This window comes from Winogradskyella sp. A2 (assembly GCF_046762865.1).
GTDB lineage: Bacteria > Bacteroidota > Bacteroidia > Flavobacteriales > Flavobacteriaceae > Winogradskyella.
Window position 1 is genome coordinate 48,559 of the sequence record NZ_JBKQXM010000004.1, and the last position, 15,188, is coordinate 63,746.

At 32.6% G+C, this 15,188-nt stretch carries 15 protein-coding genes; 6 read left to right on the top strand and 9 right to left on the bottom strand.

All coding sequences use genetic code 11. From position 1 onward, the window contains the following. Positions 1 to 4: 4 nt before the first annotated feature. From ACFWV9_RS08765 to ACFWV9_RS08785, 5 genes are all read left to right on the top strand, one after another. The gene (locus ACFWV9_RS08765; protein ID WP_411894832.1) at positions 5 to 1,015 is read left to right on the top strand and encodes a glycosyltransferase; all 1,011 of its coding nucleotides are present in this window, start codon (positions 5 to 7) and stop codon (positions 1,013 to 1,015) included. Positions 1,016 to 1,026: 11 nt separating this feature from the next. Further along, positions 1,027 to 1,977, top strand: a complete 951-nt coding sequence (locus ACFWV9_RS08770; RefSeq protein ID WP_411894833.1) for a CdaR family protein — start codon at positions 1,027 to 1,029, stop codon at positions 1,975 to 1,977. Position 1,978: 1 nt separating this feature from the next. After that, positions 1,979 to 2,569: a dephospho-CoA kinase gene (gene coaE, locus ACFWV9_RS08775; RefSeq protein ID WP_411894834.1), complete on the top strand. Its 591-nt coding sequence runs from the start codon at positions 1,979 to 1,981 to the stop codon at positions 2,567 to 2,569. 70 nt (positions 2,570 to 2,639) lie between these two features. Beyond that, entirely contained in the window at positions 2,640 to 4,205 is a 1,566-nt protein-coding gene (locus ACFWV9_RS08780) for a sensor histidine kinase (RefSeq protein ID WP_411894835.1), read from the top strand. Between the two features lie 9 nt (positions 4,206 to 4,214). Further along, entirely contained in the window at positions 4,215 to 4,925 is a 711-nt protein-coding gene (locus ACFWV9_RS08785; RefSeq protein ID WP_411894836.1) for a response regulator transcription factor, read from the top strand. A 19-nt stretch (positions 4,926 to 4,944) separates the two neighbouring features. Here ACFWV9_RS08785 and miaA read toward each other — a convergent pair whose 3' ends face one another. From miaA to ACFWV9_RS08820, 7 genes are read right to left on the bottom strand one after another with little or no spacing between them, the layout of a single operon-like run. Continuing rightward, entirely contained in the window at positions 4,945 to 5,862 is a 918-nt protein-coding gene (miaA, locus tag ACFWV9_RS08790) for a tRNA (adenosine(37)-N6)-dimethylallyltransferase MiaA (protein WP_411894837.1), read from the bottom strand. Beyond that, a complete protein-coding gene (locus ACFWV9_RS08795) occupies positions 5,855 to 6,727 on the bottom strand; it encodes an ion transporter (protein ID WP_411894838.1) in 873 nt (290 codons plus the stop codon). The genes miaA and ACFWV9_RS08795 overlap by 8 nt, the downstream gene beginning before the upstream one ends. 23 nt (positions 6,728 to 6,750) lie before the next feature. Next, a complete protein-coding gene (locus ACFWV9_RS08800) occupies positions 6,751 to 8,118 on the bottom strand; it encodes an exonuclease domain-containing protein (RefSeq protein ID WP_411895197.1) in 1,368 nt (455 codons plus the stop codon). A gap of 30 nt (positions 8,119 to 8,148) precedes the next feature. Further along, positions 8,149 to 8,817 (bottom strand): YggS family pyridoxal phosphate-dependent enzyme, encoded by a 669-nt coding sequence (locus tag ACFWV9_RS08805; RefSeq protein WP_411894839.1) that lies wholly within the window; start codon positions 8,815 to 8,817, stop codon positions 8,149 to 8,151. Beyond that, positions 8,807 to 10,045, bottom strand: a complete 1,239-nt coding sequence (locus ACFWV9_RS08810; RefSeq protein ID WP_411894840.1) for a DUF1015 domain-containing protein — start codon at positions 10,043 to 10,045, stop codon at positions 8,807 to 8,809. The genes ACFWV9_RS08805 and ACFWV9_RS08810 overlap by 11 nt, the downstream gene beginning before the upstream one ends. 22 nt (positions 10,046 to 10,067) lie before the next feature. Then, positions 10,068 to 10,955 carry a 3-hydroxybutyryl-CoA dehydrogenase gene (locus ACFWV9_RS08815; protein ID WP_411894841.1) on the bottom strand — a complete coding sequence of 296 codons (888 nt, stop codon included), beginning with the start codon at positions 10,953 to 10,955 and terminating at the stop codon, positions 10,068 to 10,070. 26 nt (positions 10,956 to 10,981) lie between these two features. Then, the gene (locus ACFWV9_RS08820; protein ID WP_411894842.1) at positions 10,982 to 11,941 is read right to left on the bottom strand and encodes a Gfo/Idh/MocA family protein; all 960 of its coding nucleotides are present in this window, start codon (positions 11,939 to 11,941) and stop codon (positions 10,982 to 10,984) included. A 152-nt stretch (positions 11,942 to 12,093) separates the two neighbouring features. On the opposite strand from ACFWV9_RS08820, the gene ACFWV9_RS08825 reads away from it, so the two are divergent. Beyond that, positions 12,094 to 12,735, top strand: a complete 642-nt coding sequence (locus ACFWV9_RS08825) for a protein-L-isoaspartate(D-aspartate) O-methyltransferase (protein ID WP_411894843.1) — start codon at positions 12,094 to 12,096, stop codon at positions 12,733 to 12,735. On the opposite strand, the gene ACFWV9_RS08830 is transcribed toward ACFWV9_RS08825, so the two are convergent. After that, on the bottom strand, positions 12,732 to 14,573 hold the full coding sequence (locus ACFWV9_RS08830; protein WP_411894844.1) for a Xaa-Pro dipeptidyl-peptidase: 1,842 nt from the start codon (positions 14,571 to 14,573) through the stop codon (positions 12,732 to 12,734). The genes ACFWV9_RS08825 and ACFWV9_RS08830 overlap by 4 nt on opposite strands. 89 nt (positions 14,574 to 14,662) lie before the next feature. Beyond that, positions 14,663 to 15,187 carry a hypothetical protein gene (locus ACFWV9_RS08835; protein ID WP_411894845.1) on the bottom strand — a complete coding sequence of 175 codons (525 nt, stop codon included), beginning with the start codon at positions 15,185 to 15,187 and terminating at the stop codon, positions 14,663 to 14,665. Position 15,188 lies beyond the last annotated feature (1 nt).

A 15,188-nucleotide genomic window follows, 5' to 3' on the forward strand; every position in this document is an offset into this window, starting at 1 on the left:
AGGTATGAAGGACTTATCATTTTCATTTATTATACCTGTATTTAATAGACCACAAGAAATAAAAGAACTACTTGAAAGCTTTTTAGGTCTAGAAGGAAATTATAACTATGAAATTGTAATTATCGAAGATGGTTCAACGGAATCATCACAATCAGTCATTGAAGAATTTAATGATAAATTAAATATTTCGTATTACTTTAAAGAGAATACAGGACCGGGTAATTCTCGTAATTATGGAATGAGAAAGGCTAAAGGAAATTATTACATCATATTAGATTCAGATGTTTTGCTACCAAGCAATTACTTAACTGAAGTTATGTCATTTCTTAACGTGAGTTATTATGATTGTTTTGGAGGCCCTGATGCTTCGCACCCTTCATTCTCTAATTTACAAAAGGCTATCAGCTTTGCTATGACTTCTGTAATCACTACTGGTGGAATTAGAGGTGGTAAGAAACAGGTTAATAAGTTTCAACCACGTAGCTTTAACATGGGCATCTCTAAACAAGCTTTTATTGATTCGGGAGGATTTGGTTCAATACATCCAGGCGAAGATCCAGATTTGTCTTTAAGACTGCTTAAGCTAGGTTATAAAACGGTTTTAATACCAAATGCATTTGTTTATCATAAAAGGCGTATTTCTTGGTCTAAATTTTACAAACAGGTCAATAGGTTTGGTATGGTTAGACCAATACTTAATAAATGGCACCCAAACTCTAGTAGTTTAGTCTATTGGTTTCCTACACTATTTAGTCTTGGGTTATTGGTTTCATTCGTTTTATATTTAACCATCAGTTTAACATGGCCATTGTATTTCTATATAGTCTATTTTGTTCTTGCATTATTAATTTCATTTATTACTTACAAGAATATCTTTGTAGCCATACAATCTGTAATTGCCATTTTAGTTCAATTTTTTGGATATGGATATGGATTTTTAAAATCGAGTATTTATGTGGCTTTTTTAAAAAGAAAACCCGAAGAAGTGTTCTCTTATTTATTTTTTAATAAATAGTATTTAATTAAATGAAGAAGAAAATTTCAAATTATCTAAAAAAGAAAAATGTAAAAAGGTTCAGTATCTTTTTCATATTGGCTTTTGTTTTTTTGATTTTTTCTAAGCTTTCCAATGATTACAAACAAAATATAACTCTAAAAATTCAGCTAGTCAATTTAGATGAAGAAATTGTAATTGAAGATGACTCTTTAAATCTAATCAATGCATATGTTGAAGCTAAAGGATTTACTTTAGTTCCTTTTGTCTTTAAGGATTCTAAAATAATAAGGATAGATGCAAAGACTGATGTCATCACAAGAAATAATGAATTTGTATTTGATGTACAGCGTCAAAAATATATAATTGAAGAAGAGTTGGGTAGTTCGTATAAATTATTTACGCTTAAACCTGACACTTTAATTTTAAAGTTTTCAAAAATGTCAACAAAATATGTGGATGTTGTTGTTAAAAAAGATTTTAAATATGCTTTAGGTTTTGATTTGCTTGGAGAATTGAACAAAGATATTGATAGTGTAAAATTAGTTGGGCCAATGTCAAAGCTTGAATCTATCGAATCCATAAATACTGAATTATTGTCTCTTTCTGATATCAAATTAGATATTGAAGAACGAATTAATTTGGATATGTCAAAATATAATGACGTACAAGCAGTACCAGCATCGATTAAGGTTTATGGAGATGTAGAACGATTTACCGAAGGTACTATTGAAGTACCTGTAGTAATAAAGAACACTCCAAATAATGTAAACATTAACTATTTCCCAAAGACTGTATCTGTATCTTATTATATAGATTTAAATCGGTTTAATTCAATTACAGAATCTAATTTTAAGGTAGAATGCGACTTTAATGATGTTAATGAAGGTCAACAGTTCATGATACCCAAAATTGTTGTAAAACCAGATTTCGTTAAAAGAGCAAGTGTTAAGCAGAAACGTATAGATTTTATTAAATTATAGTATGGTAGTAGTTGGCATTACAGGTGGAATCGGTAGTGGTAAAACCACAATAGCCAATTATTTAAACTCATTGGGCATACCGCTTTATGTGGCTGATAAGGAGGCTAAAGCACTAATGAATAGATCAAAGGTCATAAAACGAAAGTTGACTCAATTATTTGGTCACAATGCCTATGTAGATGGCAAATTAAATAGACCATATCTAGCAAAGAAGATTTTCAGTGATAAGTCATTGCTGAACAAAATGAATGCCATTGTTCACCCAAAAGTAGCTTCACACTTTAAACGTTGGTTAAAGAAACAAGATGCGCCTTATGTTTTAAAAGAGGCAGCAATCATCTTTGAAAATGATTTACAACTCAATTATGATTATATCATTACTGTTATTGCAGATGAAGAATTGAGGATACATAGAATATTAAAAAGAGACGATACAACAAGAGAAAAAATTGAAGCTATAATTAAAAATCAGTGGACTGATGCTCAAAAAAAAGAGCTTTCAGACTTTATTATTACAAATAGCGATTTGGCATCAGCTAAGAAGCAGGCGCTTCAAATTCACAATAAACTTCTTAAAATAACAGCAAAATAACCATCTTACCTTTTGTTAATGTAAGGTTAAACATAATTTGCGCTAAATGTTAAAATGTTAAATTTGACTGATGAGTAAGAAGCTATTCGTCTTTTTAGTGGTGTTAATGAGCCTATCTCTCATTGGTATCATTTTTGTGCAATCATTTTTTATAAATAATAGTTTAAGGAATGAGGAGAAAAATTTTACACTTAGTGTAAAACGGGCCTTAAGTTTTGTTTCTAGAGACATTGAAGAAATGGAACTTAGAAACTCACTTATAAAACTTCAACCTTTCCTTAGCAAAAATGAAAGACCAGATTCAACAGTTATAAAACGATTATTTATAACTACTGAAGACGATATAAATGATAAAACCATTGTTCACCGTAATACGGTTTTAGAGGAGCGGTTTAAAGTGCCTTCATTGTTCTTTGAAATTGATGCTGACAGTTTTGCTATAAGCAAACGTTCAAATGAGCGTGTAACAGAAGTTTATAATAACTCTCAGATTGATGGTAAAAATGCCATAGCACCTAGTGAGCGCCTTATACAATATTCTTCTATGCCAGCCTTAGACAGGCAAATGTATGAAGATACGTTTAAGGATATGCTCAAGGATATTCCTATTTATAAACGTGTATCTGCTTTACAGGTTGAAACACTTTTAAATAGAGAGTTAAAAGATGAAGGTGTTAATCTAAATTTTGAGTTTGCAATTTATGATGATGACCTTGCTACTAAGGTTCAAACTGAAAATTTTGAAAAGGAAAATGCCTATGGCGTTTATATTTTTTTAGACAATAATAACGAAAGCAGCTATAAACTTTGGGTAGATTTTCCTGATAGACGAAAGTATTTATTATCATCAATAATGTGGATGATAGTCTTATCGGTGATTTTTACAAGTGTGATAATACTCGCTTATTCTAGTGCTATTTATCAATTAATTAGACAAAGACAAATATCACAGATTAAGACGGATTTTATAAATAATATGACACATGAGTTTAAAACACCTATAGCTACGATTAATTTAGCGTTAGACTCTATAAAAAATCCTAAGATTATTAGTGATGAAGATAAAGTAAAACGTTATCTTAAGATGATTAGGGATGAAAACAAACGTATGCATGCACAAGTTGAAAATGTATTGCGTATCTCTAAACTTGATAAGAATGAGTTAAATATAAGTAAGGATCGATTGAAACTACATGATTTAGTTGATGATGCCATTACGCACGTTCAGTTAATTGTAGAAGATAGAAAAGGATATGTGAAGACTCATTTTAAAGCTGTTAAATCATCAATATTGGCGAATGAAACACATTTTACAAATGTAATCGTTAATATATTAGACAATGCGATAAAGTATTCAGATGATGCACCAAAAATTGATGTGCATACTGAAAATATTGGAAATAATATTATACTCAAAATTGCAGATCAAGGTAACGGAATGTCAAAGCAAGTTGCCAAGCGTGTGTTCGAAAAATTTTATAGAGAACATACAGGAAATGTACATAATGTAAAAGGACATGGCTTAGGTTTAGCCTATGTTAAAAAAATAGTAGAAGACCATCAAGGTCATATATCAGTTGAAAGTGAAAAAGGAAAGGGTAGTACCTTTATAATAAGGCTACCATTAATATCATAAAAGAGAATCATGGAAGAACAAAACAAGAAAATTCTATTGGTAGAAGACGATCCAAATTTTGGAACTGTTTTAAAAGATTATTTAATGATGAACGATTACGACGTTGTCCATGCTAAAAATGGAATGGAAGGTTTTGAGAAGTTCAAAAAGGACGATTACGATCTATGTATTCTAGACGTAATGATGCCATATAAAGACGGTTTTACTCTTGCTAAGGAAATTAGAGAGAAAAACACAGATGTGCCAATTATTTTCTTAACTGCTAAGGCAATGAAGGAAGATGTACTTAAAGGGTATAAAGTAGGTGCTGATGATTACCTAAACAAACCATTTGATAGTGAAGTACTATTAATGAAAATAAAAGCTATTATGCAACGTAAGGCTACTGATACAGTTGCAGATAGTAAACAATTTGAATTTAAGATTGGACGTTTTGATCTGAATTCTAAATTACGTTTCTTAAAATTTGATGGTGGAGAACCATCAAAACTATCGCCCAAAGAAAATGAATTATTGCGTTTGTTGGCATTACATGAAAATGATTTAATGCCAAGAGAACTTGCTTTAACTAAAATATGGAGAGACGACAACTATTTTACATCTCGAAGTATGGACGTTTATATTGCTAAGTTGCGTAAGTATTTAAAGCCTGATCCTAAAGTAGAGATTTTGAACATACACGGAGAAGGATTTAGACTCGTAATAAACAACAACGATTAGATAATTAAAAACCAGCTTTTCAGCTGGTTTTTTTTATTTCATTTTCTAAGAATTCAATTATTTTATTGACATCAATGGTATAATCAAACCAATTGATATTCTTGTTTTTTCTAAACCAAGTCAATTGCCGTTTTGCGAATCGTCTTGTATTTTTTTTAACTTCTGATATGGCAAAATCCAAACTGATTTCACCATCAAAAAACGCAAATAATTCTTTATAACCAACTGTATTTAAAGCATTTAAATTTCTAAATTGATATAATGCCTTTGCTTCATTAATTAAACCGGTATCTATCATTAAATCAACACGTTTGTTGATTCTATCATAAATGACATCACGATCAGCCATTAACCCAATCATTATTGTATTAAAGGAGCGCGATTTATTTTTATGAGTTAAAAAGGAACTATATGGCTTACCAGTTCCAATACAAATTTCCAGAGCTCTTATAACGCGGTGTGGATTATTAATTGTCAAGAGGTTGTAAGCCTTTTTATCTATTTCTTTTAGTTGATTTTGTAAGGAATCCAATCCTTCATCTTTCAATCGTAAATTCAAAGTTTCTCTTATTGAAGAATCAACTTTTGGAAATTCATCTAGTCCATTTATTACTGCATCAACATATAAACCAGAACCTCCCACCAAAATTACAGTTCTATTGTTATTGTGAATACTTTCAATCGTTTTTATGGCATCCCTTTCAAAATCACCAACAGAATATTTATCCCTAATGGATTTATGTTGAATAAAATGATGTGGCGCAGAATTTAGTTCCTCTTTTGACGGAACAGCGGTACCAATATTCATTTCTTTATAGAACTGTCGTGAATCTGCCGAGACTATTTCAGTATTAAAATGTTGAGCAAGTTGTATGCTTAATGAAGTTTTACCAATAGCAGTTGGGCCTACAACAGATATTAAAATATGTTTACTCATGGTTTAATTCACAGCCACATTTATAGCAATATTTGGAACCATCTTGGTGTTGTTCTGCCAAACAATTAACACAACATTGTGTATTTAAATGAACTGAATCTAGGCTTTTAATTTCTTCATCAGATAATTTTTTTACATCACTTCCTGAAGCTTTTGTGTATTCTGCAGATACTATACCTGTGGGCACGGCAATTATACCATAACCTAATATCATAATAAAAGTTGCAATAAATTGACCCAATGGAGTTTGAGGCGCAATATCTCCGAAACCAACTGTAGTTAAAGTTACAATACACCAATAAACACTTTTAGGGATATTTGTAAATCCATTTTCTTCACCCTCAACCAAGTACATAATAGTACCAAATATTATTGACGCTATTAGTACGGCGAATAAGAATACTGCAATTTTTGCTCTACTAGCTTTAATGGCATTGGCTAGTTGATTGGATGCACCAAGATACCTAGCAAGCTTTAATATTCTAAAAACGCGCAGTAGGCGCAGTGCTCTTAACGCTACCAGTGCATGTGTACCAGCTAAAAACAAAGAAATGTATTTAGGTATAGTAGATAAAAGATCAATTATACCATAAAAACTAGTGATGTACTTTAATGGCTTTTTTACAACAGCTATTCGTGCTATGTATTCTATGGTAAATAGAATGGTTATAATCCATTCAGAAATATCTAGAAAACCGTGATATTTAAGATCAAAACTTTTAACACTTTCTAGCATTACAAGTACAATACTTGCCAAAATTGCAATCAAAAGAATGACATCAAATAATTTACCACTAGGCGTATCTGCTTCGTAAATAATTTCATGAAGTTTACTTCGCCAAGTATGTTTTTTAGTTGATTCCATTCATCAAATCTACGAAAACCAAATTATTTAAGTAGTTCTATAATTTTTAGTCTTTTATTTCTACGCATATAACTCTGAATAATATTCTGGGTATCTCGATTATTTTGCATTGGTGTAATCAATGAGGATAAAATTTCCCGATTATTAATTTGATGATTCAAATCAAAAAAACCAATTCCTCTAAAGATGCCATCTTCTATTAATATTACACTTTTTTCATCTATATATCTACCACGATCAATAAGTAACATGTCTTTGTTATCATAACTGTTCATCTCAATTACGCTGTTTGCACGTTTATTATACGCCTCAACATCTTCTTCATTAATACAGGCTCCATAGCATTCTTTTATTTCATATCTAAAGCAACTTGTTTGAGATTTTTCCAAACCGAGGAGCTTTTCGCATAATTCAAATTTTTCTATCATTCTGTTCAAAAATGAGATACCACTCTGTCTGTTAGTAAAAGTGGTTATTGGCTTTTCATTCTGTCTTAATTGGCTTATCCTTAAGTTTATATAACCATTATCATCTTTAAAACTATACAGCCCTTGTGAAAATTTATTCCTTTTTAATGCTCTATTGAGAATTGGTTTATTTGTCTTAATTTCTTCACTTTCCTTCAAAAGCGCTACCAATTCACTACCGGTACGTTCATATGATACCGAAGATACTTGTACCTGAATCTTCTTGGATTTGGAATTCTTATTTGTAAAATGCTGCGTTATACGCTTTTTAATATTATTGCTTTTACCTATGTAAATTATATTGCCTTCGGCATTATGTATATAGTAAACACCCGTTTCGGTAGGTAGATCTTCAATGATCTGTCTTAGATTTGATGCCAATTTAGATTTTTGCTCAACCTTGATTGTTTCCTTTATTATTTTTTTACTTGAATCCTTATTAAGGATCATTTTGAATAGTTTTAAGGTTGCCTGTGCATCACCACTTGCCCTATGTCTATCACTCATTGGTATCCCTAATGCTCTAGCTAATTTACCGAGGCTATAAGACTCCATATCTGGGATTAATTGTTTTGAAAGCTCTACCGTACAAAGTGATTTGCGCTTATATTTAAAACCTAATCGATTAAATTCTGTTTTTAGGATGCGATAATCAAAATCTGAATTGTGAGCTACTAAGACACAATCTTCTGTTATTTCGACAATGCGTTTGGCGACTTCATAAAACTTAGGTGCATTTCTAAGCATTTTAGAATTAATGCCAGTGAGATTAACAACAAATGGCTGTATTTCTCGTTCGGGATTTACGAGTGAAATAAATTGGTCTACAACTTCATGGCCATCAAATTTATAAACAGCGATTTCGGTAATACCTTCCTCATTGTATTTGCCACCAGTAGTTTCTATGTCTAAGATTGCGTAAATATGAAAAAATTAAATTGAGTTGATTAATTTTTAATTGTAATTTCTTGCACCAAATATACTACTTCCAACTCTAACCATTGTACTACCGCATTCTATTGCAAGTGGGTAGTCGCCACTCATACCCATTGATAAAATTTGTAGATCTAAATTGGTTCCTTTTAAAGTAGAAACTTTATCAAAAACAGATTTAAGGAATTTAAATTCGCCTTCAATTTGGTCCATATTATCTGTAAAAGTGGCCATTCCCATCAAGCCTGATAGTTTTATGTTTTTTAGCTCTTCAATGGCTTTTGATTTTAAAAGTTCTTCAGCCAGTTCAGCATCCATACCAAATTTACTGTCTTCCTTGGCGATTTTTATTTGAAGTAAACAGTCGATTACTCTGTTGTGTTTTTCGGCTTGCTTGTTTATTTCTTTCAGTAGTCTTAGGCTGTCAACACCATGAATTAAATCCACAAATCCGGCCATATATTTGACCTTGTTTCTTTGTACATGACCTATCATATGCCATTTAATGTCCTTTGGCATAACATCATGTTTGTCAACCATTTCTTGGATTTTGTTCTCTCCAAAAATTCTTTGGCCAGAATCATAGGCAGCCATTAAATCACTTGTAGGTTTAGTCTTTGAAACTGCTACCAAAGTAACTTTATCTGGAAGAGTTGATTTAATACGTTGTAGGTTGTGATTAATACTCATAAATCGTAATTCCGCTTCTAAGTTTTGGTAAAATATAAGTACTTTTTGGAGGCATGGTTAAGCCTTCATCTGCTATTTGTTTCATTTGTTTTATTGTTGCAGGACACATTCCGAAACCAACTCTAAATTGGCCATTATCTACACTAGACTTTATAGTTATCATCTCATGCCTACCATGTTCATATTCAATTCTATTGTCATTTCTAAGATCATCAATACCTAAGATAGGTTGTAAAATAGTCTTATATAAAAGTTGAGCATCAAGTTGGTCTAAAGCTGTTTTAAATTCAAAATTTGCTTTTCGCAGATATAGTGAATAAAATTCACCATCTAAATACATACTAAAGTGATGAGGTCTCGATGGAGTATAGGGTATTGCACCTCGATTTTCAATCCTATACATAGCATCAAGCTTTATTAGAAATTCTTCTTTGGAGAGACCATTTAAATCTTTAACTAATCTATTAAATTCTTGAATTACCAATTCAGATTCTGGTATGAGATAAGACATAAAGAAGTTATAGGATTCATCTCCGTTATGTTTTGGGTTATTCTCCTTTTCGTCCATGTAAAGTAAATAGGATGAAGCTGATCTATGATGGCCATCTGCAATATAAATGGTATCAATCTGTTCAAATTCTTTTTTAAGTATTTCAATTTGTGCTTCATCATCTATTTTCCATAAATAATGAGTGTCACGATAGGTCATAGTAAACTCAAATTCGGCATGATTTTTTTGAGCTTCTTTTATTATTTCTGAGATAACATCATTATCTGGATAGGTAAGTAAAACAGGTTCTGCATTAAAGCCTACGGTTTGCAAATAATTTTTAAATGTTTTTTCTCTATTAGCGATAGTATCCTCATGCTTTTTTATAATATCCTTTTCATAGTCTTCTGCACTTGTAGCCGCAATTATCCCATTGAATTCTTGCTCATGTCTATTAACAATTTTATAAGCATAATACACTGGCTTTTCATCTGTATTAAAAATTCCGTCTTCTTTAAATTCTAAGTATCTGTTTCTAACAAGTTTATAACGTTCAGTACCTGTAATAACTTGGTCGTATTTATAACCTGGATTAACAATATGCAGAAAACTGTATGGATTATAATCCATTCGAGAATCGCGCTCGTCAATTGTATAGCTTTGATAAGGTCGCGAAGCCACAAGTCCAACAATTGCACGTGTTGGTTTAACAGCTTTAAAAGGAACTACTTTTGCCATGTTTGATTTTTAATTGCTGGTATTATACAAATTGATTAGCAACTTTTTCTGCCTTTCTGCTTTCGGAATAGTTATAAAATCCTTCTCCAGATTTTACACCTAATTTACCAGCTCTCACCATATTCACCAATAAAGGGCAAGGCGCATATTTTGGGTTTTTAAAACCATCATACATAACGTTAAGGATTGATAAACACACATCTAACCCAATGAAATCAGCTAACTGCAAAGGACCCATAGGATGCGCCATTCCGAGCTTCATTACTGTATCAATTTCTTGTACTCCCGCAACACCATTGTATAATGTCTCAATTGATTCGTTTATCATTGGCATTAATATACGGTTAGCAACAAAACCTGGATAGTCATTTACTTCCGTTGGAACTTTACCTAATGTTTTAGAAAGTTTCATTATAATGTTGGTAACCTCATCACTTGTATTATAACCCCTTATGATTTCTACTAATTTCATTATAGGTACTGGATTCATAAAATGCATTCCAATTACCTTATCAGGTCTAGCTGTAACAGCAGCAATTTGGGTTATTGAGATTGAAGATGTGTTTGTTGCTAAGATGGTATTATCATGACATTCTTTATCTAATTGCTTAAAAATTTTAAGCTTTAAATCTACATTTTCGGTTGCTGCCTCAACAACTAACCCAACATTCTTAACACCTGCAGAGACATCTGTAGTAGTTGTGATGTTATTTATAGTCTCAGTTTTTTCGGCTTCCGTGATTTTTTCCTTGGTTACCATTCTGTCTAAATTTCTAGAAATGGTTTCCATACCTTTTTTTAAGGAATCTTCATTAATATCTATTAATTGCACTTTAAATCCAGATTGTGCAAACGTGTGGGCTATTCCATTACCCATTGTGCCTGCACCAATTACTGCTACATTTTTCATTAGTTTCTAATTTTAAATATTTTAGTTTAGAACTGATTGATTATCATTGTCGCCACTCGCAATGCTTCCGTGCCATCATGCAGTGTTACGATGGGTTTGGTGTTGTTGTTAATAGCATCTGCAAAAGTTTCTAGCTCATCTAATATTGCATTGTTGTTCTCGATAGAAGGATTATCAAAATAGATTTGTTTCTTTATTCCTTCGGCATTTTGAAGAATCATATCAAAATCTCCAGGATTTTCAGGAGCATCCTTCATTTTTACGACTTCACATTTCTTTTCTAGAAAATCAACTGATATATAGGCATCTTTTTGGAAAAAACGCGATTTACGCATATTCTTTAATGAAATGCGACTTGCAGTGAGATTAGCTACACAACCATTTTTGAACTCAATACGTGCATTTGCAATATCCGGTGTTTCACTTACCACCGAAACACCACTTGCAGAAATATGTTTTACGGGTGAATCCACAACACTTAGAATAATATCAATATCGTGAATCATTAAGTCTAAAACAACAGGTACATCTGTGCCTCGTGGATTAAATTCTGCTAAACGATGTGTTTCAATAAACATTGGGTTTACTATCTGGTCTCTTACACCAATAAAAGCTGGATTGAAACGCTCTACGTGGCCAACTTGACCTTTCACACCATGTTCAGCTACTAAAGTTCTTATAGTTTCCGCTTCTTCAACTGTTTTTGTGATTGGTTTCTCAATAAAAATATGCTTCCCTTTTTTTATCGCTTGTTTGGCACAATCATAATGAGATAGCGTAGGGGTTACAATATCGACAACGTCCACCGCATCAATTAATGATTCAATTGAATCAAAATATTTGTATCCAAATTCGGCAGTAACTCGCTTGGCGTTTTCAGGGTCTGCATCGTAAAAACCAACAAGCTCATATTTATGAGATTCATTAATAAGTCTGAGATGAATTTTACCAAGATGACCTGCACCAAGAACACCGGCTTTTAGCATATTTTTTAGTTTTTAACAAAAATAGTCGTTTTCAATTAAAAATATAAAAAAGAAAACCTAAAAAGCTGAGATAACAACAATAAAATAATCTTTTGCTTCATGCTTTGAACTTGTAGTAGTTTCCAGTAATTTTGGGATAAATTAATTCTACTTTGAAGGATACATTTAAGCATAAAGGAATGCGTCAGCAATTGGTTGACACAGTTAAAAAGAAAGGCATTAAGGACGAGCATGTTTTAAGGGCTATTGGGAAAATCCCTAGACATCTTTTTATGGATTCTGGCTTTATAGATCATGCTTATGTAGATAAGGCATTTCCTATTGCAGCTGATCAAACAATTTCGCAACCTTATACTGTCGCATTTCAAACAGAGTTAATGCAGGTTAAACCTGGTGACAAAGTGTTGGAAATTGGTACAGGTAGTGGCTATCAGTGTGCTGTATTGATTGATCTGGGAGCGAAGGTGTATAGTATAGAACGCCAACAGGAACTGTTTAAGAAAACCTCCAAATTTTTACCAAAAATTGGATATAGAGCCAAAAAATTGATTTTTGGAGATGGTTATAAAGGGTTACCTGACGAAGCACCATTTGATAGTATTATCGTTACGGCAGGTGCACCATTTGTACCAAAGACGCTGTTAAGTCAGTTAAAAATAGGAGGAAGACTAGTTATCCCTGTTGGAGATAGCGTGCAAACAATGACCCTTTTTATAAGAAAGGGAGAAAAGGAATTTGAGAAACATGAATTTGGAGAATTCAGATTTGTTCCCTTATTAGAAGATAAAAACTAGTTTGTCGCCTTTTTGAAAGCATCTTTACCACCAACAATTGGTAATGATAAAGAGGTCTCATTTAATTTTACCGATAATTCAGTTCCGGGTTTTGGATGTAATGTAAATTCTGAATCACTTGAAAATATCATAAGCCCTATCTGTTGTCCTTTTCTAATAATTTGATCATCTGGCTGAAGTTCAAAATCTACAGTGTAAAATTTCCCAGGTACTAAATCTTCTTCGTCAGTGATAGACTTATAATTTTTTGGATCCGCCCAACCTCTAGTAATGATGTTATCTGTAATTTTTACTTTATTACTATTATCCCATGGTAAAGACACTAGCCATACCGATAGATTCGCAGCCGATTTATTACTAGATAGGGTGACACTAATCTTGGGTACACCTGAAATATGCATATCTTCTGTTAACGTTGCTGTTGTATATAGCAATCTATTTGTAGAAGATTCAGTGGTTGCTAAATCTTTACCACTATAATTGTAATCATCTATTAAGGATTCCACTTGGTTTGAAGAAATGTCTAAACCAAGTTTGCCACTAGAGTTGCCACCAGAATTTAAATTTAATTTTACATATTCAGCTTCCGGATTAGGATAGTCTTTGTATGCAGTAGGTTTTAACCTATCATCATATTCACGTACTATATAGGCTTTGTTTTCTTCTTTGTCAATTCCATTATCAATTCCATGTAGATATTTTGTAAACCACTTATTCATCATTGAAATAGGAGGTGGGCCACCATGACCTAATTGATGGTAATAAATCTGAGTTGGTAATCCCTTTTCTTTTGCAGCATTATAGATTCTATAACTGTGCTCAGGCATAACATTCCAATCATTAAAACCATGAGACATTAATAATGCAGCCTTCATGTTATCCATTTGATTGAGATAATCTCTACTAGCCCAAAATTCATTTAAATCACCTGTTTCTCTGTCCATTCCATTTCGCATCTCAGTGTCCCTTACCGTTTTATTATTGTAGGGTCTACGCTCTTCATCACCACTATGCACAAAATCGTAAAGGACATCAATATCTTCACCCAAATATCCACCAGGAGAACGAACAAGTCCGTTTGAGCGGTAATAGTGATAGTATGATGTATTTGGCGCAATAGGAATAATAACCTCTAATCCTTCAACTCCTGTAGTTGCCGCTGCTAAAGGCAGCGTACCATTATATGATGTACCTGTCATACCTACTTTACCTGTAGACCAATACGCCTTAACTTCTTCATCGCCGTCTCTTTCAGTATATCCTTTTGCTCTTCCACATAGCCAATCTATAACAGTTTTAGGTGCAAGTGACTCATTTTTACCACCTATTGTTGGTGCTCCATCAGAAAGTCCAGTACCGGGAGAACTTGAGTGTACAACTATATAACCTCTAGGTACCCATTTTTTAATATGTGAATTTGAAATTATTGGTCTTTGTCCTCTTCGGTTTACTTCTGGATGAAATCGTTCTTCACCAATCTCACCAAGTTCGTGTTCAACATTCCACATGGTACCAGGAGCATCGGCTGCAACACCTGCAAAATATGGACTTGTGATATAAATAATGGGAAGTTTCAGTCCATTAGATTCAGTCTGTTCTGGTCGCGTTACTGAAACATGCATTCTATCTAGATCTCCATCACCGTCAGTATCAAATTCAGTTTCTACCCAAAGATCATGTCGCAACCAATTGTCTGGATTGTTAAATGCTTCTACAATTTGAGCCTCACCATCTTCAAATATTGGTTTTGCATTTGTGTTGCTTTTTTGTGCACAGCTTAAAATAGAAAAGATTAATGCAACTGATAGAATTGATTTTGTCTTTAAGGATAGCTTCATTTGATGGAGTTTTTAGTTTGGTTAAATATAGCATGCTCTGTTATGACTACATAAATTATAACAGATATTTAAGATTGAATTAAATAGGATTATTGCTTAGATAAATATTGTTCCGGTATTGGATTGTCTTCAGATTCTTGCATCCAGTAGATATTGATTATCCACCAACGTTCACCATCATTCATCAACTGAATACTATTAATACCTCGCATAAACGGTTCATTATCCTCTTTTTTCCTAAATGATTCGTAGGTGCTGAATACCTGAGTAATATTTCCAAAAGTCTGTGTCTCTCTATTAATTTCAATCTCATGAAAACCGTTATCAAATAACCACTTTCCGGAGGTTTTAATATAATCGTCTGGTGTCATATATCTAACTATATGCTCTCCTTCCTTGTTTTTGCCAGATGGAATTAGTTTTGCGTTTTCATTAAATAAATGCTTAAATAAATCCCAATCGCGTTCTACACCAGCATCACCTGAAATAACTGCATATAGGGTTTCAATAGTACTGTCTAATGTAGCTACTTGTTTTGAGTAGTCTATTTCTTCTGTGTCTTGAGCATTTAATCCTAAGGAAATAAATGAGATAAGTAAAATGAAATATTTCATA

Coding starts and splice junctions, on each gene's coding strand:
- ACFWV9_RS08765 (WP_411894832.1), top strand. CDS start 5: ATGAAGGACTTATCATTTTCATTTATTATACCTGTATTTAATAGACCA.
- ACFWV9_RS08770 (WP_411894833.1), top strand. CDS start 1,027: ATGAAGAAGAAAATTTCAAATTATCTAAAAAAGAAAAATGTAAAAAGG.
- coaE (WP_411894834.1), top strand. CDS start 1,979: ATGGTAGTAGTTGGCATTACAGGTGGAATCGGTAGTGGTAAAACCACA.
- ACFWV9_RS08780 (WP_411894835.1), top strand. CDS start 2,640: ATGAGTAAGAAGCTATTCGTCTTTTTAGTGGTGTTAATGAGCCTATCT.
- ACFWV9_RS08785 (WP_411894836.1), top strand. CDS start 4,215: ATGGAAGAACAAAACAAGAAAATTCTATTGGTAGAAGACGATCCAAAT.
- miaA (WP_411894837.1), bottom strand. CDS start 5,862: ATGAGTAAACATATTTTAATATCTGTTGTAGGCCCAACTGCTATTGGT.
- ACFWV9_RS08795 (WP_411894838.1), bottom strand. CDS start 6,727: ATGGAATCAACTAAAAAACATACTTGGCGAAGTAAACTTCATGAAATT.
- ACFWV9_RS08805 (WP_411894839.1), bottom strand. CDS start 8,817: ATGAGTATTAATCACAACCTACAACGTATTAAATCAACTCTTCCAGAT.
- ACFWV9_RS08810 (WP_411894840.1), bottom strand. CDS start 10,045: ATGGCAAAAGTAGTTCCTTTTAAAGCTGTTAAACCAACACGTGCAATT.
- ACFWV9_RS08815 (WP_411894841.1), bottom strand. CDS start 10,955: ATGAAAAATGTAGCAGTAATTGGTGCAGGCACAATGGGTAATGGAATA.
- ACFWV9_RS08820 (WP_411894842.1), bottom strand. CDS start 11,941: ATGCTAAAAGCCGGTGTTCTTGGTGCAGGTCATCTTGGTAAAATTCAT.
- ACFWV9_RS08830 (WP_411894844.1), bottom strand. CDS start 14,573: ATGAAGCTATCCTTAAAGACAAAATCAATTCTATCAGTTGCATTAATC.
- ACFWV9_RS08835 (WP_411894845.1), bottom strand. CDS start 15,187: ATGAAATATTTCATTTTACTTATCTCATTTATTTCCTTAGGATTAAAT.